Source organism: Novosphingobium rosa NBRC 15208 (assembly GCF_001598555.1).
Lineage (GTDB): Bacteria > Pseudomonadota > Alphaproteobacteria > Sphingomonadales > Sphingomonadaceae > Novosphingobium > Novosphingobium rosa.
In genome coordinates this window covers 1-25443 of record NZ_BCZE01000008.1, presented here as the reverse complement: position 1 = coordinate 25443, position 25443 = coordinate 1, and the positions used below count along the sequence as shown (strand labels likewise).

General features: G+C 65.7%; 22 protein-coding genes, 1 tRNA gene and 1 other RNA gene. 12 read left to right on the top strand and 12 right to left on the bottom strand.

The window, feature by feature from the left end; all coding sequences use genetic code 11:
* Positions 1 to 10 precede the first annotated feature (10 nt).
* The gene (locus SR3_RS03470) at positions 11 to 1777 is read right to left on the bottom strand and encodes a sensor histidine kinase (protein ID WP_068080773.1); all 1767 of its coding nucleotides are present in this window, start codon (positions 1775 to 1777) and stop codon (positions 11 to 13) included.
* Between the two features lie 311 nt (positions 1778 to 2088).
* Here SR3_RS03470 and SR3_RS03465 point away from each other — a divergent pair, with 311 nt between their 5' ends.
* The gene (locus tag SR3_RS03465) at positions 2089 to 2556 is read left to right on the top strand and encodes an Lrp/AsnC family transcriptional regulator (protein WP_068080770.1); all 468 of its coding nucleotides are present in this window, start codon (positions 2089 to 2091) and stop codon (positions 2554 to 2556) included.
* Between the two features lie 262 nt (positions 2557 to 2818).
* Here SR3_RS03465 and accC read toward each other — a convergent pair whose 3' ends face one another.
* The 6 genes from accC to SR3_RS03435 all read right to left on the bottom strand — a co-directional run bounded on the left by accC (position 2819) and on the right by SR3_RS03435 (position 7248).
* Positions 2819 to 4168, bottom strand: coding sequence for an acetyl-CoA carboxylase biotin carboxylase subunit (gene accC, locus SR3_RS03460; RefSeq protein WP_068080767.1), 1350 nt, complete (start codon positions 4166 to 4168; stop codon positions 2819 to 2821).
* A 7-nt stretch (positions 4169 to 4175) separates the two neighbouring features.
* The gene (gene accB, locus SR3_RS03455; RefSeq protein WP_084454884.1) at positions 4176 to 4625 is read right to left on the bottom strand and encodes an acetyl-CoA carboxylase biotin carboxyl carrier protein; all 450 of its coding nucleotides are present in this window, start codon (positions 4623 to 4625) and stop codon (positions 4176 to 4178) included.
* A 148-nt stretch (positions 4626 to 4773) separates the two neighbouring features.
* Positions 4774 to 5226, bottom strand: coding sequence for a type II 3-dehydroquinate dehydratase (gene aroQ / locus SR3_RS03450; RefSeq protein WP_068080762.1), 453 nt, complete (start codon positions 5224 to 5226; stop codon positions 4774 to 4776).
* Positions 5227 to 5313: 87 nt separating this feature from the next.
* A complete protein-coding gene (locus tag SR3_RS03445) occupies positions 5314 to 5727 on the bottom strand; it encodes a holin family protein (RefSeq protein ID WP_068080760.1) in 414 nt (137 codons plus the stop codon).
* 101 nt (positions 5728 to 5828) lie between these two features.
* Positions 5829 to 7052, bottom strand: coding sequence for an NAD(P)/FAD-dependent oxidoreductase (locus SR3_RS03440; RefSeq protein WP_068080753.1), 1224 nt, complete (start codon positions 7050 to 7052; stop codon positions 5829 to 5831).
* A 119-nt stretch (positions 7053 to 7171) separates the two neighbouring features.
* Positions 7172 to 7248: transfer RNA gene (locus SR3_RS03435), tRNA-Pro, on the bottom strand.
* A 269-nt stretch (positions 7249 to 7517) separates the two neighbouring features.
* Here SR3_RS03435 and yajC point away from each other — a divergent pair.
* The 3 genes from yajC (at position 7518) to secF (ending at position 10561) form a co-directional block, all read left to right on the top strand.
* On the top strand, positions 7518 to 7850 hold the full coding sequence (gene yajC, locus SR3_RS03430) for a preprotein translocase subunit YajC (RefSeq protein ID WP_068080881.1): 333 nt from the start codon (positions 7518 to 7520) through the stop codon (positions 7848 to 7850).
* A 127-nt stretch (positions 7851 to 7977) separates the two neighbouring features.
* Complete coding sequence (gene secD / locus SR3_RS03425) at positions 7978 to 9570, top strand: protein translocase subunit SecD (protein ID WP_068080749.1); 1593 nt, start codon at positions 7978 to 7980, stop codon at positions 9568 to 9570.
* Between the two features lie 13 nt (positions 9571 to 9583).
* Entirely contained in the window at positions 9584 to 10561 is a 978-nt protein-coding gene (secF, locus tag SR3_RS03420; protein ID WP_068080746.1) for a protein translocase subunit SecF, read from the top strand.
* A 67-nt stretch (positions 10562 to 10628) separates the two neighbouring features.
* Here the strand turns inward: secF and SR3_RS03415 are convergent, their stop codons facing one another.
* The 3 genes from SR3_RS03415 to SR3_RS03405 form a co-directional block, all read right to left on the bottom strand.
* On the bottom strand, positions 10629 to 11819 hold the full coding sequence (locus SR3_RS03415) for a glycosyltransferase (RefSeq protein ID WP_245653752.1): 1191 nt from the start codon (positions 11817 to 11819) through the stop codon (positions 10629 to 10631).
* Between the two features lie 46 nt (positions 11820 to 11865).
* Positions 11866 to 12438: a helix-turn-helix domain-containing protein gene (locus tag SR3_RS03410; RefSeq protein ID WP_068080740.1), complete on the bottom strand. Its 573-nt coding sequence runs from the start codon at positions 12436 to 12438 to the stop codon at positions 11866 to 11868.
* Between the two features lie 286 nt (positions 12439 to 12724).
* Positions 12725 to 14509, bottom strand: coding sequence for an ABC-F family ATP-binding cassette domain-containing protein (locus tag SR3_RS03405; RefSeq protein ID WP_068080737.1), 1785 nt, complete (start codon positions 14507 to 14509; stop codon positions 12725 to 12727).
* 178 nt (positions 14510 to 14687) lie between these two features.
* Here SR3_RS03405 and SR3_RS32350 point away from each other — a divergent pair, with 178 nt between their 5' ends.
* The 3 genes from SR3_RS32350 to SR3_RS03390 all read left to right on the top strand — a co-directional run bounded on the left by SR3_RS32350 (position 14688) and on the right by SR3_RS03390 (position 17314).
* The gene (locus tag SR3_RS32350) at positions 14688 to 15023 is read left to right on the top strand and encodes a PepSY domain-containing protein (protein WP_068080734.1); all 336 of its coding nucleotides are present in this window, start codon (positions 14688 to 14690) and stop codon (positions 15021 to 15023) included.
* Positions 15024 to 15143: 120 nt separating this feature from the next.
* Complete coding sequence (locus SR3_RS03395; protein ID WP_068080732.1) at positions 15144 to 15818, top strand: response regulator transcription factor; 675 nt, start codon at positions 15144 to 15146, stop codon at positions 15816 to 15818.
* A gap of 32 nt (positions 15819 to 15850) precedes the next feature.
* Entirely contained in the window at positions 15851 to 17314 is a 1464-nt protein-coding gene (locus tag SR3_RS03390; RefSeq protein WP_407668142.1) for a sensor histidine kinase, read from the top strand.
* A 594-nt stretch (positions 17315 to 17908) separates the two neighbouring features.
* Here SR3_RS03390 and SR3_RS03385 read toward each other — a convergent pair.
* Positions 17909 to 18211, bottom strand: a complete 303-nt coding sequence (locus SR3_RS03385; protein WP_068080730.1) for a chorismate mutase — start codon at positions 18209 to 18211, stop codon at positions 17909 to 17911.
* A 168-nt stretch (positions 18212 to 18379) separates the two neighbouring features.
* On the opposite strand from SR3_RS03385, the gene SR3_RS03380 reads away from it, so the two are divergent.
* Positions 18380 to 19408 (top strand): polyprenyl synthetase family protein, encoded by a 1029-nt coding sequence (locus tag SR3_RS03380; RefSeq protein ID WP_068080727.1) that lies wholly within the window; start codon positions 18380 to 18382, stop codon positions 19406 to 19408.
* A gap of 241 nt (positions 19409 to 19649) precedes the next feature.
* Here SR3_RS03380 and SR3_RS32595 read toward each other — a convergent pair whose 3' ends face one another.
* Positions 19650 to 20702: a bifunctional transcriptional activator/DNA repair enzyme AdaA gene (locus tag SR3_RS32595; protein ID WP_068080724.1), complete on the bottom strand. Its 1053-nt coding sequence runs from the start codon at positions 20700 to 20702 to the stop codon at positions 19650 to 19652.
* A gap of 123 nt (positions 20703 to 20825) precedes the next feature.
* Here SR3_RS32595 and hrpB point away from each other — a divergent pair, with 123 nt between their 5' ends.
* From hrpB to SR3_RS03355, 4 genes are all read left to right on the top strand, one after another.
* On the top strand, positions 20826 to 23276 hold the full coding sequence (gene hrpB, locus SR3_RS03370) for an ATP-dependent helicase HrpB (protein ID WP_068080872.1): 2451 nt from the start codon (positions 20826 to 20828) through the stop codon (positions 23274 to 23276).
* A 171-nt stretch (positions 23277 to 23447) separates the two neighbouring features.
* Positions 23448 to 23726 carry an ETC complex I subunit gene (locus SR3_RS03365; RefSeq protein WP_068080722.1) on the top strand — a complete coding sequence of 93 codons (279 nt, stop codon included), beginning with the start codon at positions 23448 to 23450 and terminating at the stop codon, positions 23724 to 23726.
* A gap of 129 nt (positions 23727 to 23855) precedes the next feature.
* Positions 23856 to 23950, top strand: an RNA gene (gene ffs / locus SR3_RS03360) — signal recognition particle sRNA small type.
* 105 nt (positions 23951 to 24055) lie between these two features.
* The coding region (locus tag SR3_RS03355; protein ID WP_068080719.1) for a DNA polymerase III subunit gamma/tau at positions 24056 to 25443 on the top strand (1388 nt) is incomplete at its 3' end.

The window sequence follows — 25443 nt, the reverse complement described above, 5'->3', positions numbered from 1 at the left end:
TCCGGCGCGCTCAGGCCGCTGAGCTTGCGGACTGTCCCTTGTCGCCGGGATGGTCTTCGCTAGGTTCGAGCGGCATGCGGGTCAACCCCGGCAAAAGTAATGACAATCGATCTTTTTCACGCAGCAGGCGGCCACCTGCCGCGCGCGCCTCGGCGGCGGCAAGGCGCAGGGCGAAGCCGGTGCCGAACATGCCCGCCCATGGCGCGCCGCCTGACCCATGACCATCGCCGGTGCCGGCATGGAACAGCCCGACATTGCCGAGCCCGGCCAGAGCGGCGGGCAGCGACATGACGATGGTGATCTGGCCCCCGGCCTGCTCCGGCGCCTGCGTGAGCGAGACCGTCAGCTGCTCGCCCGCCACCGCATGGCTGGAAAGCGCGGCGAGCAGGCGCCAGACCAGCCTTTCGGCCTCCAGCGCGGGCAGGGCGACGGGCACGATGGCCTCTGCGCCCGCAAGCGCCATATGCAGCCCGCGCGCCCGCGCCTGAGGCGCCAGCCGGGCCAGCGCGACCGTGAGACATTCGGCCATGTCGCAGGCGCCGCTGGCCAGTTCCATGGCGCCGCTGTCGAGGCGGGCGAAGCGTTCCAGCTCTTCGAAACCGGCGAGCATGCGCGCGCTGTCAGCGGCGATGACGGCGGCCAGCGCGCGATATTCATGCGGCGTGGGGCCGAAGAGCTGTTGCTGGATGATCTCGGAAAAGCCCTGAATGGCGTTGACCGGCGTGCGCAGCTCATGAAGCACCTGACGCAGCCGGTCGCCCCCACCGGAAGGCGGGGCCTTCTGCGCCTCATTGCCCACCGGGCGGCGCAAGCGGCCCATATGGCCCACGAAGCGACCACTCAGCGCATCGAAGCGCGGCACGCCATCGACCTGCCAGTCACCCGCGATGCCCTGAGCGCCCTCCAGCGCGATGGTGATAGCGCGGAAGGGCTGATGTTGCCGCACCGCCAGCGCCAGCGCCGGATGATGGGCCAGCAGATGGCCGACCGCCATGGGGGCCATGCCGCCCTCGGCCCAGGTGATGCGGCCTTCGGTGTCGCTGGTGAAATCGAAGGCGCGAATCGGGTTGAACGGCGTGACATCGCCATCGAGCGGCAGTTGCGGCGCATCGGTGGCAGGCGTGGCGTTGCGGGCGCGGCGGAACGCCTCGATCCGGCGGACGATGGCGCCGATGCTGCTGTCACCGGGCGGCGGGGCCTCAGCCGGTTGACCCAGAAAGCTTGGGGGCTGCGGTTCGACCGTGGGACGTTCCGCCACCCGTTCAAGCGGGGCAGGCTGCGCGATGATCGGCTCGGCCTGTTGAGGTGCGATAACCTCTTCAGGGACAGGCTCTTCGGGCGCGGGCAGGCCCCTTTCGGCAATGCCCAGCCGTGCCAGCAAAGTGCGGGCGCGAGGCGGCAGATCGGCCCTTTCGCGCAGAGTGCCGCGCGCATGCAGGGGCAGGGCGGGGATCAGATCCAGCCATTGTTCATCGCCCAGCTCCGCCGAGCGGATCGCCGCCGACGCCACGGCAGGCTCCATGCCGCACAGCGCCGCCATCAGGCGCGGCGAGCGCAGGCGCTGCCCCGGCTGGCCCAGCATCCGCGCGCGGTCCGTTGCCGGGATCTTCGCCGCGAGTTCGCCCAGCCGCTGATAGGCGCTATCCACCAGCGGGCCGCTCGCCTCCGCCGGCATGGTGCCCAGCAGATCGATCAGCTGCCGCAGCTGAATGCGCGCGACACTGGCCCCCATCGGGACCAGCCGCAACACCGTGGCAAGGCGATCATCATAGAGCATCAAGCGATTCGAAGCACCTCTGGGGGCAAGCAGCCCATATGATTACAACGCATTTGGTTACGGCGATGCCAACGCGGCGGAGCCGAATGCCAACGCGACAAAGCCGGGGCATATCCCGCCTCAGCCTCCGTCATGACCTTGCCTAGCAGCTTGGCCATAAGGCGAAAGACCCATCGCAGAGCACGTTGCAAAGCGGGACGATTGCGGGCATAGACAATATTATTATCAGCTGCCGCAACGCAGGCAGCGTTTGTTTCCTCCAATGTAGGCTAATCCTGCATTTTGCATAGGGTGGGGTTTTCACGAGGTTTATGGCCAATCTGGACCAGATCGATCGCCGGCTGCTCGCCGAGCTGCAGGACGAAGGGCGCGTAACCAACGTCGAACTGGCGCAGCGCGTCGGCCTCACCGCACCGCCCTGCCTGCGCCGCGTGCGCGCGCTGGAGGAAATGGGCGTGATTCGCGGCTACCACGCCGAACTCGACGCTGCCAAGCTGGGTTTCGCCATCACCGTCTTCGCCATGGTGTCCCTGAAGAGTCAGGCCGAAGACTCGCTGAGGCAGTTCGAAGATCACGTTCGCCAGCTTCCCGAAGTGCGCGAATGCCATATGCTCAATGGCGAAATCGACTTCATCCTGAAAATCGTCAGCCGCGACCTGCAGAGCTTCCAGGAGTTCCTGACCAGCAAGCTGACACCCGCGCCTAACGTTGCAAGCGTTAAGACTTCGCTGACGATCCGCACCTCGAAGCATATTCCGGGCGTGCCGTTGGAGGTTTGATGTTTTCAAGGGGTTAAAAGGGAAGATGCGAGGGCCATCGCCCTCGCGCTCCCTTTAATGTCTACGTTGCGCCATGGGTTCGGCCTTGCGCCCAGCTTGCAGCGCCGCAGGCCTCCAAACGAGAAAAGGCGCCCGGGCATTCCTGCCTGCGGCGCCTTTTCTGTGCCCGTGGGAAGGTCGCGCACCCTTGGGATGCCGCTGCCTTATCGTCGGGAGACGTCATGGGAGCGCGAGGGGGTAACCCCCTCGCACTTCTCTTTCCTTAATTGACCTTCTTGGCCAACCACTCTTCCAGCCACTTGATGGTGTAATCACCGCTGCGGAAGTCGGGCTCCTGCAGCAGAGCCTGATGCAGGGGGATCGAGGTCTTCGGCCCCTGAATCACCATCTCTTCCAGAGCGCGCTTCAGGCGCATGATGCAGCCCTCACGCGTGCGGCCATAGACGATCAGCTTGGCGATCATCGAATCGTAGTAGGGCGGGATGCGGTAACCGGCATAGAGCCCGCTATCCACGCGCACATTCAACCCGCCCGAGGCGTGATAATGCTCCACCAGACCGGGCGAGGGCGCGAAGGTCCAGGGATCCTCGGCGTTGATGCGGCATTCGATGGCATGGCCACGGAATTCGACATCCTCTTGGCGGACCGACAGCGGCTGGCCGTCGGCAATGCGGATCTGCTCGCGCACCAGATCGAGGCCGGTGATGGCTTCGGTGACGGGATGCTCCACCTGCAGACGGGTGTTCATCTCGATGAAGTAGAACTCACCCTTTTCCCACAGGAACTCGATGGTGCCGGCGCCGCGATACTGCATGTCGGCCATGGCCTTGGCCACGATGCCGCCCATGCGCGCCCGCTCTTCCGGCGTGATGACGGGCGAGGGGGCCTCTTCCAGCACCTTCTGGTGGCGGCGCTGCAGCGAGCAGTCGCGCTCACCCAGGTGAATGGCTTCACCCTTGCCGTCGCCGAAGATCTGGAATTCGATGTGGCGCGGATTGCCGAGATACTTCTCGATGTAGACCGTGGCGTCGCCGAAAGCGGCCTTCGCCTCGGAGCCGGCCTGCTGCATCAGCGTTTCCAGCTCTTCGGGTGCATTGCACACCTTCATGCCGCGCCCGCCGCCACCGCTGGCCGCCTTGATGATCACCGGATAGCCGATTTCCTCGGCGATCGCATGGGCCTCATCCACATCCGAAACCGCGCCTGCCGAACCGGGCACCAGCGGCATGCCCAGATCGCCCGCCGTCTTCTTGGCGGTGACCTTGTCGCCCATGGTGCGGATATGCTCGGGCTTGGGGCCGATCCAGGTGATGCCATGCGCTTCGACGATTTCGGCGAAGCGGGCATTTTCCGAAAGGAAGCCATAGCCGGGGTGGATCGCATCCGCGCCGGTGATCTCGGCCGCGCTGATGATGGCGGCCACGTTGAGATAGCTGTCCTTGGCGGCGGGCGGCCCGATGCACACGGCATTGGTGGCCAGGCGCACATGCATGGCATCGGCGTCGGCGGTGGAATGGACCGCCACCGTCTCGATGCCCATTTCATGCGCGGCCCGCAGGATGCGCAGAGCGATTTCGCCCCGGTTGGCGATCAGGATGCGTTTGATGGCCATGGTCGGCTTAGCCGATCACCACCAGCGGCTGGTCGAATTCGACCGGCTGGCCGTTGTCGATCAGGATGGCCTTGACCGTGCCGGCGGTGGGGGCGGTGATGGGGTTCATCACCTTCATGGCTTCCACGATCAGCAGCGTGTCACCGGCCTTCACGGCCTTGCCCACGCTGACGAAGTCGGGAGCGCCCGGCTCGGCGGCCAGATAGGCGGTGCCGACCATGGGCGACTTCACGGGCTTGCCATCGAAGGCGGGCTCGGCAGCGGCAGCCGGGGCAGCGGCGGCAGGCGCGGCGGCCAGCGGCGCGGGCGCATAGGCCACGGGAGCGGCAGCCACCACATTGGGGGCGCCACGCACGACGCGGATCTTGCGAGCGCCATCGGCGACCTCGATCTCGGTCAGGTTGGTTTCGGCCAGCAGCTCGGCCAGTTCGCGCACCAGCGTGCCGTCGATATTCATGCCCAGGTCGCCGGTCTTGCCGTCGCGGCCCGTGTTGTTGTCGTCGCTCATGGGGTCCCCTTGGCGAAAAATAGATCAGCGCGTGCCCCTAGGCCCGTGGAAACCGGGGGGCAAGGGGCAGGCGCAGGGTTTTTGCCGGGCCCGCGCCTTACAGCGCCGCCACGGCATCGATGGCCAGCGTATAGGACCTTGCGCCGAAACCCGCAATCGTCGCCATCGCGGCCATGCCGATGTAGCTCTTGTGGCGGAATTCCTCGCGCTTGTGGGGGTTTGAGAGGTGAACCTCGATCACCGGCACGGTGATGGCCTTGATCGCGTCATGAATGGCGAGGCTGGTGTGGGTGTAGGCGCCGCCGTTCAGGATCACGGCCTTGGCCCCCGTCGCATTGGCTTCGTGGAGCCAGTCGATCAGCACGCCTTCGTGGTTGGACTGCAGGGCCTTGACCGTCAGCCCCAGCGTTTCGCCCTGAGCGACCAGCCGCGCGTTGATGTCCGCCAGCGTCTCGTGACCGTAAATATGTGGTTCGCGGGTGCCCAGCAGATTGATGTTGGGGCCGTTGAGAACATAGACGGTGCCGGAGGTGGAGGTGCTGTCGCTCATGGTATCTACCTGTTTCGGGAGTTTCGTCCGTCATACAGGCAGAGGGCGGGGGTGCAAGGGCGGGGAGCCGCCCTTGCGGGGCCTGCATTACCTGTCGGTGCCCTTGGCCTTGCCCCACTGGCGCGCGGCGGTGTAGCCCAGATAGCCGCTGCCGAAGAGCGTGTAGAGCGAGTCCGGAATGCCTTCCAGATAGGCGTTCATCCCCGTGGCGATGGCTTTGGCCATATCGGGCCGGAAGGCCGAGAGCATGCCCATGGGGATCGCGCAGAGGATGATGATGTACATCACATAGAGGAAGCTGGGGCGGGCCCGGCTGGTCCAGGGATCGTTGGAATTGGCCTCGGCGACGATGGCGGAGAGCTGGGTCTGCAGGGTCTGGAGTTCCTGCGTGCCCTGCAGCTGCAGCAGCTGCAGCTTGGCGGCGTCGCGCTGGGCCTTGTCGGGGATGATGCGGTCGAGCAGGGCGGAGACCGGCGAGATCAGCGTGTCGAGCAGGGGCATGGGTGAGATCCTTCTTGGCGGGCAGGATCTCGAAAAATAACCGAATGGGTGATGTTAGGAAAATGCCGCGCCGGAAGCAGTGTCCGGCGCGGCATTTCGACTTACAGCAGTTCCTTCAGCGGCACGGCGGTGTCGGCCAGCTTCGCGGGATCGGGGCTGGCGCCGGCCTCGATCAGCTTGCGGCCCTGCACATAGTCCTTCACCACATTGACGCTGTCGATGGCGATGATCTTGCCGCCCTTCAGATAGATCACCGAGAAGGCGCGCGCCTCGGGCGATCCGCGCAGCACGGTGGCGTCATGGCCCAGCGAAATGCCTGCGGTCTGCAGCTTCAGATCATACTGGTTCGACCAGAACCACGGGAAAGCGCGATAGGGCGCCGGATTGCCGAGAATCGCCTTGGCCACGCAGGTGGCCTGATCGTTGGCGTTCTGCACCGATTCGACGCGCATCACCGCGCCGCCCGCATAATCGCAAGCGAAGCTGGCGCAGTCGCCGATGGCATAGATGTCAGGCAGGGAGGTGCGGCACAGCTCGTCCACATCCACGCCATTGGCGCCCATCGCGCCGGCTTCGATCAGCGGCGCCACGGCGGCGATGATGCCGATGCCCACGATCACGGCGTCGGCGGGGATTTCAGTGCCATCGCCCAGCTTCACGCCGCGCACCCGGCCCTGGCCGATCAGCCCGGCCACGCTGACACCGGTGCGCAGATCGACGCCATGGGCGCGATGCTCGGCTTCATAGAAGGCGGAGAGTTCCTCGCCCGCCACGCGGGCCAGCACGCGGGGCGCGGCCTCCAGCAGGGTGACATGGCAGCCCAGCTTGGTGAGCACGGCGGCTGCCTCCAGCCCGATATAGCCGCCCCCGATCACCGCGATCTTCTTCACGCCGCCATCGACCTCGCCCATCAGGCGGTCGCAATCCTCGCGGGTGCGCACGGCATGGACGCCCGCCAGATCGGCGCCTTCGCCCGAGAGGCGGCGCGGATCGCCGCCCGCCGCCCAGACCAGCTGGCCATAGGTGATGTCCTCGCCGGTGGAGAGGGTGACGGTGTGAGCTTCGGGATCGACCTTGGTGACTTCCACGCCCAGCAGCAGCTCGATCTCTTTCTCGACCCAGAACTGGGGCGGGCGGATATAGAGTCGCTCGAAGGTCTTTTCGCGGGCGAAATATTCCTTGGAGAGCGGCGGACGCTCATAAGGCGGCTCATGCTCGCGCCCGATGAGCGCGATGCTGCCGGTAAATCCCCCTTGGCGCAGGGCAATGGCGCATTGCGCACCTGCATGGCCCCCGCCGACGATCACGATGTCTTTGTTGCTCATGGTGCGCAACGTTGGCGGAAAAAACGGCGCCGTCAATTGCGGTTCGCGGATCGTCAAATTCGAGGGCCGCAAATTGAAAAAGCCGCTTCCTGCGCGGGGCAGGAAACGGCTTTTTCAATTGGTCGGGACGAGAGGATTCGAACCTCCGACCCCCACACCCCCAGTGTGATGCGCTACCAGGCTGCGCTACGTCCCGACCGGAGGGCGCCCTATATGCGGGGCTTTCCCGGATGGCAAGCGCCTGTTTTGCAAAAAATGATCCGGCCCCTGCGCATGCCTGTGGAAAAATACCCGAACACAACCGCTTGCCCCGCTCGCCGGGCCGCTTCGTTGCCTTGCGCGCGAAAGCCTGCTAGGCGCCGCCGCTGGCCGGGGGCGTGCCCCGCGCGCGGCTCGTCATGAGCTTTGCGCGCGTGAAGCATGACTTTCCGCGACCATCCCGATTCCATCACGAAAGACCGCCCGATGACCGTTTCCCTCCTGCCCGTGCTGGCCGCCGCCTCGGCTGACAGCCCGCCCGCCTGGCTGCAATTCCTGCCCTTTATCGGCATGGGTCTGGTCATGTGGTTCTTCCTGCTGCGCCCGCAGATGCAGCAGCAAAAGCAGCAGAAGGCCAAGCTGGAAGCGCTCAAGAAGGGCGATCAGGTGCTGACCGGCGGCGGCTTCATCGGCAAGGTGGTCAAGGTCGATGCCGATTATGTGGATGTGGAGCTGGCGCCGGGCCTGAAGGTCAAGGCGCTGAAATCCACCATCGGCGATGTGATCCCGCCTTCGGGCGGCGCCCCCGCCAACGACTGAGCTGGCGCGAAGGCCCCAGGGGGTTGACGCCTTAGGGCGGTTGACGCCGCAGGGGCCGATGCCCATCTCCCGCTTTCCTCAATCTTCCCGTGCTTTCCGCCGGGATCGCTGACAGAGCCGCAAACACATGCTCGATTTTCCCCGCTGGAAACAGCTCTGGTTCTGGTTCATCGCGCTGGTGGCGATGGCGGCGGCTGTGCCGTCCTTCGTGTCGGTCGCCGGTTATGCCTGGCCTGCCGGACTGCCCAACCCCAAGATCAATCTCGGGCTCGACCTTGCCGGCGGCAGCCATCTGCTGCTGGAGGCCAACCCCGATCAGGTGACCAGCCTGCGCCTCGAATCCAAGGAGGAAGAGGTCCGCAACGCGCTGGGCAAGGGCAGCCACCCGGTCCAGATCGGCGACATCTCGAACAAGGACGGTTCGCTCAGCTTCATGGTGAGCAACCCGGCCGACATCGATGCCGCGCGCGAAGCCATCCTGCCGCTGACCAATGGCGCGGGACTTTCGGGCCAGCGCGACTGGGACATCAAGGTGGTGGACACCACCCGCATCGTGCTGACGCCCACCAAGGCCGGCATCGATCAGGCCGTCTCCGACGCGATGACCACCGCCACCGAAGTGGTGCGCAAGCGCATCGACGCGCTGGGCACCCGTGAGCCGACCATCATCCGTCAGGGCGCCGACCGCATCGTGGTGCAGGTGCCCGGCCTGAAGGATCCCACGCAGCTCAAGGCCCTGCTGGGCCAGACCGCCAAGCTGGAGTTCAAGCTGGTCGACACCGCCGCCTCGCCCACCGATGTGCAGTCGGGCGTGGCCCCTCCGGGTGACGAGATCGTGCCCTACGCCGCTGGCGCGGGCAACATCGCGGTCAAGCGTCTGGGCGGCATCAAGGGCGACCAGCTGGCGAGCGCGCATCAGGTCTTCGATCAGCAGACCGGCGAGCCGCAGGTGCAGATCAACTTCAACCAGCAAGGTGGCGAGAAATTCGCCGCGCTGACCAGCGCGAACGTTCACAAGCCCTTCGCCATCATCCTTGACGGCAAGGTGCTCTCGGCTCCCAACATCAATCAGGCGATTCTGGGCGGCACCGCCGTGATCTCGGGCAGCTTCACCGTGCAGAGCGCCAGTCAGCTGGCCATCGCGCTCAGCTCGGGCGCGCTGCCGATCGACCTCAAGGTGGTGGAAGAGCGCACCGTCGGCCCCGACCTTGGCGCCGATTCGATCAACAAGGGCGCCATCGCCATGGGCGTGGGCACGCTGGCCGTGGTGGTCTTCATGGCCGTCACCTATGGCCGCTTCGGCATGTATGCCAATGCCGCGGTCATCATCAACGTCATCATGATCCTGGGCATCATGGCGGTGTTCAACACCACGCTCACCTTGCCGGGCATTGCCGGTTTCGTGCTGACCATCGGCGCGGCGGTCGACGCCAACGTGCTGATCAACGAGCGTATCCGCGAGGAGCGCCACCGGGGCCGCAAGGTGTTCCAGGCGGTGGAGCTGGGCTACAAGGAAGCCAGCCGCACCATCTTCGACGCCAACATCACCCATATCATCTCGGCCGTGCTGATGTTCGTGCTGGGTTCGGGGCCGATCAAGGGCTTCGCCGTGGTGCTGATGATCGGCATCGTCACCTCGGTGTTCACCTCCGTCTATCTCACCCGCATGTGGGTGGCGTCGTGGCTGCGCAAGACGCGCCCCAGCGATCTGACCATTTAAGGGGGCCTGTTTCATGCGCCTGCTCAAACTCGTTCCCGATCACACCAACATCCACTTTCTGAAGTGGCAGTGGCCCACCACCATCATCAGCGTCGCGCTGATGGTGCTGAGCTGGGTGCTGATCCTCACGCACGGCCTGAACCTTGGCGTGGATTTCGTGGGCGGCCAGATGATCCGCGTCACCTTCACCCAGAGCGCTTCGGCCCCGCTGGCGCAGCTGCGCAGCGAGGTGGAAGGGCTAGGCTTCGGCGAGCCGATCATCCAGACCTATGGCGCGCCCAATGAGATCTCGATCCGCCTGCGCCTGCCCGAAGGCTCCGACAAGAACCCCGCCGCCGCCGAGGCCATGGCCAAGACCGTTTCGGCCAAGGTGAAGGCGGCCCATGCCGATGCGCGCATCGACGGCGTCGATTCGGTGTCGGGCAAGGTCTCGGGCGAGCTGGGCACCACCGCCATCAAGGCGCTGGGCGCGGCGGCCTTGGCGATCTCGATCTTCATCTGGTATCGTTTCGAATGGCAGTTCGGCGTGGGCGCGTTGATCAGCCTTATTCACGACGTGACGCTGGTGCTGGGCCTTTTCGCCATCACGCAGATGGAGTTCGACCTGACCACTGTGGCCGCGATCCTGACGGTGATCGGCTATTCGCTCAACGACACCATCGTGGTCTATGACCGCATCCGCGAGAATCTGAAGAAATTCCGCAAGATGCCTCTGCCCGAGCTGCTGGACCTCTCGGTCAACGAGACTCTGGCGCGCACCGTGGTGACCTCGGGCACGATGCTGATCACGCTGTTGGCGCTGGCGGTGCTGGGCCCCAAGGTGATCTTCGGCTTCTCGGCCGCGCTGATCCTGGGCATTTTCGTCTGCACCTATTCCTCGATCTATGCCGCGGCCCCGATGCTGATCTGGCTGAAGGTGACGCCCTCCAGCTTTGTCGCCACCGAGAGCAAGCTGGACCGTCAGGAACGGCTGGCGCGCGAACAGCGCTGATTGGGTTCAGCGCTTTCGCGGGTTTTGAAACGCCGGGCGGTTTTTGGACTGGCCCGGCGTTTTGCTGTCAGCGTGAGGCGTTCCGCCAGAAGCTGGCGATGGCCTGCGCATTGGCGTGCCAGCTGAAACCGGCGGCATTGGCGGCGACATCCTGCTGAGCCGGAGGATCGGCCAGAATCGCCTGCAGGGCCTGAGCAATGGCCTCCGGCGTGCGCTGGGCCAGACGGCCCGCGCTGGGGGCCTTCACCACCTCCGCAGCGCCGCCGATGGGCGGGATCACCAGAGGCGTGCCGCAGGCCAGCGCCTCGATCCAGACATTGGCGAGGCCCTCGCGTTCGCTAGGGAGTGCCACGGCGTCGGCGGCGCTCATCAGAAGAGGCAGGCGATCATGGCTGACCTGGCCGAGGAAATGGACGCGGTCTGCGATGCCCAGCTGCTGGGCCTGAGCGCGGAGGGCATCTTCATCCGCGCCTTTCCCGGCCAGCGCCAGATGGGCCTGCGGGATCTGTGCCAGAGCGGATAAGGTCAGCGCCTGCCCCTTGATGGCGATCAGCGCGCCGGGCGTGACGAAAAGCGGTGCCCCTGCGGGCAGGGCGATCTCGGTGAGCGAGGCGCGGGCCTGCGCGCGCGGCGTCACCGTGAAGCGCTGATGATCCAGCCCGGTGTAATGGACGGTGATCTTGCCTTCGGGCAGGCCGAAAGCGGCCATATCGGCTTTCAGCGCCCCCGACACCGCCAGCATCCCCGCCGCCTGATCTGCCGCCGCGCGAATCTGCGCCAGAGCCTTGGGGCGGGTGGCCCAGTAATGGATATCCGATCCGCGCGCCTTGATCGTCAGCGGCAGGTCCAAAGCCTTGGCGATCAGCGCAGCCGCCGGCCCATCGGGGAAGAAGAACTGCGCATCGACCACATCGAACGGCGCCTGAGCATGCAATCCCTTCACCAGCGGCAGAATGGCGCGGGCGATGCGCGCGGGATTGCTGTCGCCCCCGATCAGCGGGATCAGCGTGAAACGCGGATGATAAACCGTGATCCCGCCCAGCGAGGATTGCTCCGGGCAAGTCGCCAGCGTGGCATAAGGCTCGCGGCGGGAGAGCGGAAAGGGCGGCAGCCCGATGGGGTTCACCACCGTCACCTGGGCCAGACCGCCAGCGGCCACCGCCTTCATCTGATTGGCGACAAAGCCGCCAAACGCCGGGCGCATGGGCGCGGGAAACAGCGTGCTGATCGAGAGAATGCGCAAGGGCGGGTTGGTCATGCCGCTATTCCTACGCAGGGTTTATGGATCAGCCGTTAAATCCGCGTCAGAGGCGGCGCACCAGCATTTCGGCCACGGCCAGCCATGGCGGGCTGTCGATCACCAGCTGGCGCTGGCCTACGCCGGGGGGCAGCAGGGCGACGCGGTGGTCGTCACGGTCGATCAGGCGACCGAAGGCGAAGCGGCCGCCGGGGCGGGGGGCCAGCACGTCGCGGTTGACCAGACGCGGATAGTCTTCCGCCGAGACATGGCGCAGCCAGATCTGGTCCCCGGCGCGATACTCGCCCGCGCTGGCTTCCACGGCCATGGCCACCAGCGTGGCGTCGCCCGACAGCGCGGTGGGCAGGATGGCGTCACGCGGGGCGGTCAGCGCTTCTGCGCCGCTTTCGACCAGACGGGCGACGATGCGTGTCTGGCTGTCGGTTTCCGAGCGCACCAGCACCTCGGGCTCGACCTCCAGCGCGGCGGCGATGCGGTTCATCCACACCAGCGAGAGGTTGCGCGTGCCGGTCTCAAGGCGGCCGATGGTCTGCGCCGTGGTGGCGGGCACGCAGCGGGCGGCCACATCGGCCAGAGTCAGGCCCTTCTGCTTACGGATGTCGCGGATGCGGTTAATCATGAGCGGGAGGGCCTCTAACCGATATGGTTTAACTATGCCCTACACTAGCGTGCTTCTGGCATGTTGTCTCGCAAATGTTGCACTGCAATAGAGAGAAAATGAACAAGACCCCTGCTGGAAGTGCGCGAAACTGTCATCGCGCCGGGGCAAGGCGGCGCTGCATGCGCGAAACAGGCGCGCTGCGGGGGCCGCGGCGGCCAATCTGGACGAAGCGCCCGGATGCAGCGATGAGCAGGCGCCGGATCGGGTGGCGGATGATTCTCCGCCACCGCTGATCCATGCCGCTTCAGCCTTCCACCATTTCGGCCAGTTCCAGCCAGCGTTCTTCCGAGCCGTCCTTTTCGGCGCGGGCCTTGTCCAGCGCGGCGGTCAGCTGGGCAAACCGCTTTGGATCGCTGCTGTAAAGCGCCGGATCGGCCAGAGCAGCCTCCAGCTTCACCATATCCGCGTCCAGCTGTTCGATGCGGGCGGGCAGAAGGTCGTAATCGCGCTGATCCTTGTAGCTCAGCTTGCCCTTCTTCACCGGCATCGGCGGGGGCGGCGGGGCCTTTTCGCCGGCATCGGCCTTGGGCTTGACCGCATTGCGCTGGGTGCGCTGCTTCTGCCAATCGGCATAGCCGCCCGCCACGATGTCCACCTTGCCACTGCCATCCAGCCCCAGCGTGACGGTGACGGTGCGGTCGAGGAAGTCACGGTCATGGCTGACGATCAGCACGGTGCCGTCGTAATCGGAAATCACCTCCTGCAGCAGATCGAGCGTTTCCAGATCGAGATCGTTGGTCGGCTCGTCCAGCACCAGCAGGTTGGAAAAGCGCGCGAATTCCCGCGCCAGCAGCAGGCGAGACCGCTCACCGCCCGACAGCGTGCCGACCCGCGCCTCGACCAGACCGGGATCGAACAGGAAGTCTTTTAGGTAACCGTGGATATGCTTGCGGGTGCCGCGCACATCGACCCAGTCGCTGCCCTCGGCCACGATGTCACGCACGCGCTTGTCGGGGCTGAGCAGGCTGCGCTGCTGGTCGATCACCACGGCGGAGAGCGATTGCGCCAGCGTCACCGTGCCCTCATCGGGCTCCAGCTCGCCGATCAGCATCTTCAACAGCGTCGATTTGCCCGCGCCATTGCCGCCGACCAGACCGATGCGGTCACCGCGCTGAATGCGCAGGGAAAAGTCCTTGATGACAGTCCGTTCGCCGAATCGCTTCACGATCTTGTCGGCCACGATCACCGATTTGGTTTTCGAGCCATCGCCAGTGATCTGCATCTTGGCCACGCCCTGCGGCGTCATCATCGCCGCTCGGGCCTCGCGCATTTCGTAGAGCTTTTCCAGGCGGCCCATGTTGCGCTTGCGCCGCGCGGTCACGCCGCGCTCCTTCCAGTGCTCCTCGATCTTGAGCTTGGCGTCCATCCGCTCGGCGGCGCGGGCCTCCTCGGCATAGACCTGATCTTCCCAGGCCTCGTAGCCGCCGAAGCCGATCTCGCGGCGGCGCAGCGAACCGCGATCGAGCCACAGCGTCGCCTTCGTCAGGCGGGTGAGGAAGGTACGGTCGTGGCTGATGACCACAAAGGCGCCATTGTAGCGCTGCAGCCAGCTTTCCAGCCAGTCGATGGCGTCGAGGTCGAGATGGTTGGTCGGCTCGTCGAGCAGCAGCAGATCGGGCTCGCTGGCCAGAGCGCGGCAGATCGCGGCGCGGCGCTGCTCACCGCCGCTGGCGCTGGAAGCCACGCGGGTGAGGTCGATGCCCAACTGGCCCGCGATCGATTCCACCTCGTGCCGGGGCGGCGCGTCGGGCGCGCGCAGGCAGTAATCCATCAGCGTCTCGCAGCCGGTGAAATCGGGCGCCTGCTCCAGCGTGATGACGCGCGTGCCGGGCTGGACCGAGCGCTTGCCCTTGTCACCCTCCACCGTGCCCGCGATCAGTTTCAGGATCGTGGATTTGCCCGCGCCATTGCGGCCGATCAGCGCCAGCCGGTCACGCGGGGCGATGTTGATGTCGAGACCCTGGAAAAGCCAACCCGATCCCTGAATGAGACCAAGCCCTTCCCAGCTGAGAATAGGTGCTGCTGCCATAGAGCCGCGCCCTAGCCCCCAGCGCCATGCCATGGCAAGGGGAAGTGGCCCCTCGATGAGGGAACCGGAGCCGTAAACCGGGCTTTAAGGTGGCAAGGGCCATGATTTCGCAGGTCGCCGGTGTTGACGGCATCGATATTCACACAGGGTTCAAATGCCGCTTCATAATGCTTGGATCATGAGCAGAGTTTCGCTTTCTCGCATAATGGTGGCGCTGGTGCTGTCTGGCGGCGTGATCGCCGGCGCTCTGGCCTATGGCGATGCGGCGCTCGCCGGGCCGCCCGATCCCCAGACCGAAGCCCGCATGGCGGCGCGTTCGGGCGCGGTGCGCTCCCTGCGTCAGATCGAGCGGGAAGTGCTGCCCGGCATGGGCGGCATGCAATATCTGGGGCCGGAGTATGATCCGGCCGCCATGGCCTATCGCCTCAAATTCATCCGTCAGGGCCGGGTGGTGTTCGTCGATGTCGATGCGCGCACCGGACAGATCATGCATGCCCCGCCGCGTGGCCGCTGACAGGCAGCGACGGCTTCTGACCGTCAGCCTGCTTGACGCCCATTTGCTTGACGTTACGCGCCCTCACGCCCATTTCCATCAGTCCCGCTGCGGCGGGCCACTCATCAAGGAACTTATTCCATGCGCATTCTGATCGTCGAGGACGAACCGACGCTGGGCCCCCAGCTGAAGAACACGCTGGAGCAGAACGGCTATGCCGTCGACCTGTCGACCGATGGCGAGGACGGCCATTTCCTGGGCGCCACCGAGGATTACGATGCCGTGGTGCTTGATCTTGGCCTGCCCGAGATCGATGGCCTGACCGTGCTGGGCATGTGGCGCAAGGAAGGCCGCACCTTCCCCGTGCTGGTGCTGACCGCGCGCGATGGCTGGTCGGACAAGGTGGCGGGCCTCGATGGCGGCGCCGACGATTACCTGGCTAAGCCCTTCCAGACCGAAGAGCTGATCGCCCGCCTGCGCGCGCTGATCCGGCGCGCCTCGGGCAATAGCTCCAGCGAGCTGATCGCCGGGCCGGTGCGCCTCGACACGCGCTCGGGCCGCGTCACGCTGGATGGCGAGCCGGTGAAGCTGACGGCGCAGGAATACAAGCTGCTGTCCTACCTGCTGCATCACAAGGGCAAAGTGGTCAGCCGCACCGAGCTGATCGAGCATATCTACGATCAGGATTTCGACCGCGATTCGAACACCATCGAGGTCTTCGTGACCCGCATCCGCAAGAAGCTGGGTTCGGACGTGATCACCACCATTCGCGGCCTGGGCTACAGCCTGGACGAGCCCGTCGGCCAGCGCGGCTGAGGCGTTAAGCGGAGCAGGACATGGAGGCGGCGATGACCGGGGAGGCGCACAGCGATCAGCGCTCCCCCGTGTCTGCTGCTGGTGGCGCGTCCGCCGCCCAGGGCGCGCCTGCTTCGCGCCGGGGTTTGTGGCGCAGGGCGCGCAACCGTTCGCACACCGGCTCGCTCGCCCAGCGCATGATGATGATCGCGGCGGTGTGGATTTCGATCCTGCTGCTGACCGGGGGCGTGGCGCTCGATTCCGCCCTGACCTCCTTCGTGACCCGCAGCTTCGACGAGCAGCTCGCCAACACGCTGACCGCCATGGTGGGCAGCACCGAGATCGGCCCGGACGGCGAAATCTTCTTCAACCGCCCCCTTGGCGATCAGCGCTTCATGGAGCCCAATTCGGGTCTCTACTGGCAGATCACCGGCAAGGGGCATGAGGATTACCCCAGCCGATCCCTGTGGGACCGCAGCCTGAAGGTCACCACCAACCACTTTGACAATGTGCCGCATTTCTATGATTCGGAACAGTTCGAGGGCGAGCCGCTGCGCATCATCGAGCGCTCGATCATCCTGCCGGGCAGCGATACCGTCTGGCGCTTCACCGTGGCCGAGCGCCGCACCGAACTGGCCGGACAGATCCACCGCATCCGCACCATCCTGATCGAGAGCTTCGCCGTGCTGGGCCTTGGCCTGCTGCTGATGGCGGCGATGCAGAGCCTCTATGGTCTGTCGCCGCTGCGTCGCATCCGGCTGGCCCTGCAGAAGATGCGCTCGAACGGCGCGAGCCGCATGGAAGAAGCCCTGCCGCTGGAGGTGCAGCCGCTGGTGGAAGAGCTGAACACACTGCTGGCTCATAATGAGCGGCAGGCGGAAGAGGCGCGCACCCATGCGGGCAATCTGGCCCATGCGCTCAAAACCCCGCTGGCGGTGGTGACCACGGCCGCCAGCGCGCAGGCTCCCGATCTGGCCGAGACCGTGCTGCGCGAGGCGGCGGCGATGCGCCGCCAGGTCGACCATCATCTGGCGCGTGCCCGCGCCGTGGGGCGCCGCGGGGCAGGGCAGGCAAGGGCGGGTGTCTGGGCCAGCGCCGAGGCCGTGGTGCGCGCGGTGACGCGCCTCTATGAGCAGGCGCGCTTCGACCTCGACGGCAATCACGACGCCAGCGTCGCCATCGAGCGGCAGGATCTGGACGACCTGATGGGCAATCTGATCGAGAATGCCGCGAAATACGGCGGGGGCAGCGTGTTCGTCACCGTCGATGCCGTGCCGGGCGACGCCGATGTCTGCGAGATCTGGGTGGAAGATGACGGCATGGGCATCCCCGAGGCCGAGCGCACCCGCATCTTCGATCGCGGCGCGCGTCTGGACACCGGCAAGCCGGGGACCGGGCTGGGGCTGGCCATCGTGCGCGATGTGGTGGAAATCTACGGCGGCACCGTCGAACTTGGCGAGAGCGAGGATATGGGCGGGTTGCTCGTGAAGATGAAGCTGCCCCGGACGAAGGGGTAAGGTTTTTCGGAGTTTTGCCTCCGGCGGGCAAAGGGCCCTAAGCGCGCACGTGTCGCACGCGACAAGCTGGGGCGCCCTTTGCCATCCCTTTATTGTTTGCGCTGCGCTGAATGATCAGCCTTGGAGCATAACGCAGTGTGGCAGCTTTTGAAGGCTGCTTCGCAGCAGGGAATGGCGGCTAAGTTGGGTTAGCTGCTATCCCTCTTGAACAGACGAATTAATGCTCTGCTTATGAAGAAGCTCATCGTCACTACTGCGATTGTCGGTAGGAAAATCGGAATTCTTCGCCACCAAAGCTCTTGCGTGCCCGGCACGGGATCGCCCATAACTTCAGGCTAACACGCGGTGCGCTGGATTGCCAAATCAGCTATCGAATGTCCGCAACGTTGTCTTGTCCCGACAGTCCGCTTTCGATTTGAAAATCGTTTTAGCGTACTTTAAATTCGCGTGCGAAGCATCATGGCGTGGCAGGCGCCAAACCGCTCGCAACTCTGCAAGCAACACCCAATGCCGAAACCATGGCGCCAAGGCGGACAACCAAAGGGAGCGCGAGGGCGATGGCCCTCGCACCTTCCCCTTTAAACTTCCTGAAAATCAACCAACCTGCTTGGCCTGCTCATGATGGCGGATCACTTCATCGATGATGAAGCGCAGGAACTTCTCGCCGAAATCCGGATCGAGATGCGCGTCCTCGGCCAGCTTGCGCAGACGCTCGATCTGGCGCTCCTCGCGGCCCGGGTCGCTGGCGGGCAGCTCGTGCTCGGCCTTGTAGGCGCCCACGGCCTTCGTGATGCGAAATCGCTCGGCCAGCATGTGAATCAGCGCGGCATCAATGTTGTCGATGCTGTTGCGGAAACCGGCAAGCACCGGGTCGGACGTGGCGGAGAGATCGGACATGCTCTGCCAGCTACACGGCCTGTCCGTAAATTCCAAGACAGGATGCAGCGATGCGCGCATTGTTGCGCCACCTGTCAGGTCTCAATCCCGGTATTCGCCTCATTCGACCTTCGGCCAGCCCGATAGGACTTGCCATCGGGCCCTCAGGCGAGCAATGGCTCACCGGTGATGACTGCCCAGATTATCCCCCTCCGTGGCCAGAAGGGCGATACGCCCGCCAAGCCCTCGCTCGACCCCATCCTGGCGCTGACCGCGCCGGGCATGAACGCCGTGAACGCGGTGATTCTGGACAGGATGCAGAGCGAGATTCCGTTGATTCCGGCGCTGGCCGGGCATCTGATCTCCGGCGGGGGCAAGCGCATGCGCCCCATGCTGACGATCGCCTGCGCCGAGCTGATCGGCTATCAGGGCAACCGCCACCACAAGCTGGCCGCCGCCGTGGAGTTCATCCACACCGCCACGCTGCTGCATGACGATGTGGTCGATGGCTCGGATCTGCGGCGCGGTAAGGAAACCGCCAACATCGTCTTCGGCAATCCGGCCACGGTGCTGGTGGGCGATTTCCTCTTCTCGCGCGCTTTCGAGCTGATGGTGGAAGACGGCAGCCTGAAAGTGCTGAAGATCCTGGCGGGCGCCAGCGCGATCATCGCCGAGGGCGAGGTTGACCAGCTGACCGCCCAGCGCCAGATCGAGACCAGCGAGGAGCGCTATCTCTCGATCATCGGCGCCAAGACCGCCGCGCTGTTCTGCGCCGCCTGCCGCATCGCCGCGGTCGTGGCCGAGCGTGGCGAGGCCGAGGAGCGCGCTCTGGACGATTATGGCCGCAATCTGGGCATTGCCTTCCAGCTGGCCGATGACGCCATCGACTACGATTCGGATGCTCACGAGATGGGCAAGGCCAAGGGCGACGATTTCCGCGACGGCAAGATGACCCTGCCGGTGATTCTGGCCTACGCGCGCGGCAATGACGAGGAGCGCCAGTTCTGGCGCGACGCCATCGCGGGCTTCTGCACCAGCGACGAGGATCTGGCTCACGCGGTGAAGCTGATCGCGAAATACGATACGGTGTCGGCGACGCGTGAGCGGGCGCGGCATTTCGCTCAGCGGGCGATTGATGCCATCGCCGGGTTCCCGGCCAGTGAGGCGCGCGCTGCGATGGGCGAGGCGGCTTTGTTCGCGGTTTCCCGCAGGTATTAAGAAGGTGCGAGGGGGGTACCCCCTCGCGCTCCCATGACGTCTCCCGACGCAATGTTGCGCCTTGCCCCTCCATTTGCGTGACCTATGGCGCCGCAGGCTCTCAATCCGATAGCACTGTTATTGGGATATTTGCCTGCGCCGCCGCGACGTTGCTCAATGGCTGAACCCCTGACGCCCACGTAGACAGTTATGGGAGCGCGAGGGTGTAACACCCTCGCATTTCATCTTTATCTTCCAGTCTTTATGATTTGAGCGCCCGCTCGATCTCGATCAGCCGCTGTTTGCGCCACAGGCCTCCACCATAGCCCGTCAGCGAGCCATCGGCGCCGATCACGCGATGGCAGGGGATCATCAAGGCGATCTGATTGGCCCCATTCGCCCGGGCCACGGCGCGGGTCGCGGAAGGGCGGCCGATCCTGCGGGCGATCTCGCTGTAGCTGCGGGTTTCGCCTGCGGGGATGCCCCGCAGTTCATCCCAGACCTGCCGGGTAAAAGCGCTTCCGCCCGGCGCCAGCGGCGTTTCGAACACACCGCTGCGCGCCGCGAAATAGGCGGCCAGTTCATGCGCGGCCTGTTCGCAGGGCGACGACCCGCCGATCCCGATCCCTTCCTTGCAAGAGGCCTGCAGGCGCTTCAATTCGGCGGGCAGCCCCTTGCGGTCGAGGAACTCCAGCAGATGCAGATGGCTGCGGCTGCCGACCGCAATCATGTCGCCCAGAGGCGTGGGAATCCATGTCGCGCGCAGCAGGCCGCCGGCCTGCAGATCGCTCGGCGCGCAGCCCAGCAGGCGCGCGAAGGCGGCGCGGAAGGCGCTGGGGGATTCGAAGCTGGCCTCATGCTGCGCGGTGATCACCTTGCCGCCCGAGGCCAGCGTCTCGAAGCCCTCGCGCATGCGCCTCTGGCGGGCCATGTCGAGGAAGGTCATGCCGAAATGGCGCTTGAAGGCGCGCCGCACGGTTGAAAGGTCATAGCCGAGGCGTTCGATATGCTGCTCGGTCCAGCGCAGGTTCGGGCGTTCATCCAGGGCGCGAAGCAGTGCGCCGATGGCCGGGTCGGCTTGCGCCGCCGCCTGCAGGGGATGGCATCGTCTGCAGGCCCTGAAGCCCGCATCGATGCATTCGCCGATGGTGGGAAAGAAGGTGCAGTTCTCCAGCTTCGGTTTGCGGGCCGGGCATGTCAGGCGGCAGAACACGCCGGTCGAGGACACGCAGACGAAGGCTTGCCCATCATAGCGGTCGTCGCGGGCGAGAAGGGCGGCGTAGAGCGTGTCGCGGTCGGGAAGGTCAAACAGCATGGCGTGCATCTAGACGCATCCGATCCGTCGCGCCGCCGATTTTCGGGCGTGTATTTTTTGTGGCACAAGCGATGGCGCCCTCGCATCTTCCCTTTCTTCCGCAATTCGCCCAAAGCCCGCTGCGTGACGAACCTGCCGATCCATGCCGTCCTGCCAGACCTGCTCTCCGCGCTGAGGGCCGGGCCCAATGCCGTGCTGATCGCCCCGCCGGGCGCGGGCAAGACCACCAGCGTGGCGCCTGCCCTGCTCGATCAGCCGTGGTGCACGGGCAAGGTCATCCTGCTCAGTCCCCGCCGCGTGGCCGCGCGCGCTGCTGCCGAGCGCATGGCGGAGGTGATGGGCGAGAAGGCCGGGCAGACCGTTGGCTATCTCACCCGCATGGACAGCAGGCAGAGCGCCGCCACACGCATCCTGATCGTCACCGAGGCGATTTTCGTCTCGACCATTCTGGGCGATCCGGAATTGAATGGCATCTCCGCCGTGCTGTTCGACGAGGCGCATGAGCGGCATCTCGATTCCGATCTGGGCCTGGCTCTGGCGGTGGAATGCCAGCAGGTGCTGCGCGAGGATCTGCGCATCGTGCCGATGTCCGCCACCATCGATGGCGAGCGTTTCGCCGGCCTGCTGGGGGCAAACGTCCCGGTGATCGAGAGCGAGGGCAAGGCCTGGCCGCTCGAACACCGCTGGCTGGGCGCCGCGCCGGATAAGCGCACCGATGAGGCGATGGCCTCCGCCATCCTGACGGCATGGCGCGAAACGGAAGGCGATCTCTTGGCCTTCCTGCCCGGCGTGGGCGAGATCGGACGCACCCGTGACCGCCTGACCGAACGCCTGCGCGATGTGCCGATCCTGCCGCTGCATGGCCAGTGCGAGCCCGCCGCCCAGCGCGCCGCGATCCGCCGCGATCCCGAAGGCCGCCGCCGCATCGTGCTGGCGACCAGCATCGCGGAAACCTCGCTGACCCTCGACGGCGTCAGCGTGGTGGTGGACAGCGGGTTTTCGCGCCGCCCGGAGTTCGACAAGGCGGCGGGCGTCACACGGCTGATCACCACGCGGGCCTCGCAGGCTTCGGCAGCCCAGCGTGCGGGGCGCGCGGCGCGTCAGGGCCCGGGCGTGGCCTATCGCCTGTGGGAGGAAGCGGCCCATGCCGGTCGCGCAGCCTATGATCCGCCTGAAATCCTGACCAGCGATCTGGCGCCTCTGGCGCTGAGCCTTGCGCAATGGGGCGCGGGCGATGCTCAGGCGATGGCGTGGATCGATCCGCCGCCCTCCGCCGCCATGGGCGCCGCGCGGGCCAAGCTGACCTCGCTGAATGCGCTGAATGAGGAAGGCCACATCACCGATCATGGTCGCGCCATGGCGGCTCTGCCGATGGGGCCGGAGCAGGCGCATATGCTGCTCTACGCCGCCGCGCATGGGGCGAGCGAGGAGGCTGCGGGATTGGCCTTGCTGCTTCAGGAACGCAGCTTAGGCGGGCGGGGTGAGGATCTGGCCGCGCGGGCCGACCGCTGGCGCCATGATCGTGGCGCCAAGGCTGATGCGGCGCGGCAGATGGCGCGTGGCTGGGCCAGGCGGGCGCGTGCTCTGGCAAAGCAGGTGGATGATGATGCCCCGCCGCCCGGCGTGCTGCTGGCTGAGGGCTTCCCCGACAATCTGGCCAAGCGCCGCGATGCCAGGGGCGAGGAATGGATCGCCGCCGGGGGCAGGGGGCTGATTCTCGATCCGCTCAGCCCTCTGGCCCGCGCGGAGTATCTGGCTGTGGGCGAGGCTCAGGGGCAGGCCAAGGGCGCGCGCATCACCGGAGCCATCGCTTTGACCGAGGCCGAGGTGTTGCAGCATCTGCGCCATCGCATCGAGCGCCGCCCTGCCTTGCGCTGGATGGCGGATGAACGCCGGGTCGAGGCTCTGCTGGAGCAGCGGCTGGGGGCGATTACCTTCGCGCGGGGGAGCGATCCGTCGCCCGATCCCAAGGCGATTGCTGCTTTCCTCTGCGCGCGAATTCGCTCTGATGGGCTGGATTTGCTGCCTTTGGGCAAGACCAGCCAGTCGCTGCTGCGCCGTGCGCGCTATGCGGGAATCGAGGCGCTGTCCGATGAAAGCCTGCTGGCCGATCTGGAAGACTGGGCCGCACCGCATCTGGTGCGCCGTCTGGACAATGTGAACACCGGGGCGCTGCATCAGGCCTTGCTCGACCGGCTGGGCTGGGATGGCAAGCAGACGCTGGACAAGCTTGCCCCTCAGGAGTTCCGCAGCCCCGCGGGCACCAGCCATGCCATCGATTATGATGATCCGGGTGGCCCCTCGATCGAGATTCGCGTGCAGGCGCTGTTCGGCCTGGATCGCCATCCGGGTTTTGGGCAGCCCAGCCAGCCTCTGTTGCTCAAACTGACCTCGCCGGGGGGCAAGCCCATCCAGACCACGCGGGATCTGCCGGGTTTCTGGCGCGGAAGCTGGCGCGATGTGGTGAAGGACATGAAGGGCCGTTACCCCAAACACCGCTGGCCCGATGCGCCATGGGATGAAGACCCGAGCCTGAAAACCAAGAACGCCTTCGAGGCCCAGCGCAGGCCTTGAATCCGAGGCTGCGACCGACCTCAAGGCCGAACCCGTGGCGCGATGCTGACAACACAAGGGAGCGCGAGGGTGATGACCCTCGCATTTCCTTTGTCCTTCTACGTCGTTCTTTCCTCCATAGGCCTTAACTCCGGCTTGATTTTGGCGTGATTCGCGGTCAAGGAAACGCCCATGACCGCACGCATCTATCAGCGCCCCAAGAACGCCATGCAGTCGGGCAAGGCCCTGCTTGGCCAGTGGATCCTCGAATTCGCGCCTGCCGAGGCGCGTCGGCCTGACCCGCTGATGGGCTGGGCCGGGTCGAGCGACACGCAGGCTCAGGTGCAGCTGAAGTTCGGCTCGCAGGCGGAGGCTCAGGCCTATGCCGATCTTTATGGCATTGCCGCCACGGTGCACGCCACGCCGCCGCGCCGCCTGAAGATTCAGGCCTACGCTGACAACTTCCGCTGATTGTTTCGCCGTTACGGCACTTAAAAGGCCCGCGCTTCCAGATGGAGCGCGGGCCTTTTGCGTTGTGGGCTTTGCGGGAACTGTCACAAATGGCCTTGCCTAATGCATTTTGCATCGCCATAGGGCGCTCCGGGAGTCGGTCGGACGTTTGCGCTCGCCAACCTGGTCAGGTCCGGAAGGAAGCAGCCACAACGGGTTGCGGCGGGTCGGCCGGCTCCTATCGAAGCAAAGAGGCTGGTGGAAACACCGGCCTTTTTTGTTGCTTTAAGCGTGGATGGCAGCGGGCCGCTGTTCGACAAATGGCCCGCGCGCGCCTAACATAAGGCCATATGGTCGATTCATCCGACATCTCCGGCGATTTCGCCGACGACGAAGCCCCCTCCGCCGCCGAGCTGGAGGCTGCCGGGCAATCGGCGATGTTCGGCGCTCTGGACACTGGGCCCGAACCTTCGCCCAAGCCTGTTGCTCCGCCTGCCGTGGCCGCTGCCCCGGCGCAGCCCTATCGCGTGCTGGCGCGCAAATATCGTTCCCAGACCTTTGCCGAGCTGATCGGCCAGGACGCCATGGTGCAGACGCTGGCCAACGCCATAAGGCGCGAGCGGTTGGCGCATGCGTTCCTGATGACCGGCATTCGCGGGGTGGGCAAGACCTCCACCGCGCGCCTGATCGCCAAGGCGCTCAACTGCGTGGGGCCGGATGGGAAGGGTGGGCCGACGATCGATCCCTGCGGCGTCTGCGAGCCCTGCGTCGCCATCGCCGAGGGCCGCCATATCGACGTGATCGAGATGGACGCCGCCAGCAACACCGGCGTGGACGACGTGCGAGAGATCATCGAGGCGGTGCGCTATGCGGCGGTCTCGGCGCGTTACAAGATCTATATTGTCGACGAAGTTCACATGCTGTCGCGCAATGCTTTCAATGCGTTGCTGAAGACTCTTGAGGAGCCGCCGGCGCATGTGAAGTTCCTCTTCGCCACCACCGAGGTGGACAAGCTGCCGGTGACGGTGCTGTCGCGCTGCCAGCGTTTTGACCTCAAGCGCATTCCGGCGCCGCTGCTGGCCGATCACTTCGCGGGCATCTGCAAGAAGGAAGGCGTCGAGGCCGAGCCCGAGGCTTTGGCGATGGTCGCCGAGGCCGCCGAGGGTTCGGTGCGCGACGGTCTCTCGATCCTCGATCAGGCGATTGCCCATGCCGATCTGGCGGGTGACGCCGAGGCTGGCCGCACGCTTGTCACCGCGCAGCAGGTTCAGGAGATGCTGGGCCTGGCCGACAAAACGGTGCAGCGCCGCTTGTTCACTGCCCTGCTGGGCGGGGATGGTGCGGCGCTGCTCGATGTGGTGGCGGCGCAATTCGCGCTGGGTGTCGAGCCGCTCTCGCTGATGCGCAGCGCGATGGAATTGACCCATCGCGTGACGGTGACGCAGCTGGGCAAGGGGCAGGCCACGGCCATTTCCGACGACGAACGCGCTGCCCTGCGCGACTGGTCCGAACGCCTGACGCCCGGCCAGCTCCATCGGCTGTGGCAATTGCTGCTCAAGGGCTTCGAGGAGGTCAAGACCGCGCCCGATCCGCTGGTGGCAGCTGAAATGGCGCTGCTGCGCTGCGTCCATGCCGCCGATATGCCCGATCCGGGCCAGCTGGTGAAACGCATCGAGGCCGCCGTTGCCAGCGGCGCTCTGGCGGCGCCCGCCATGGCGGGGGGAGAGGCGCCTGCCGC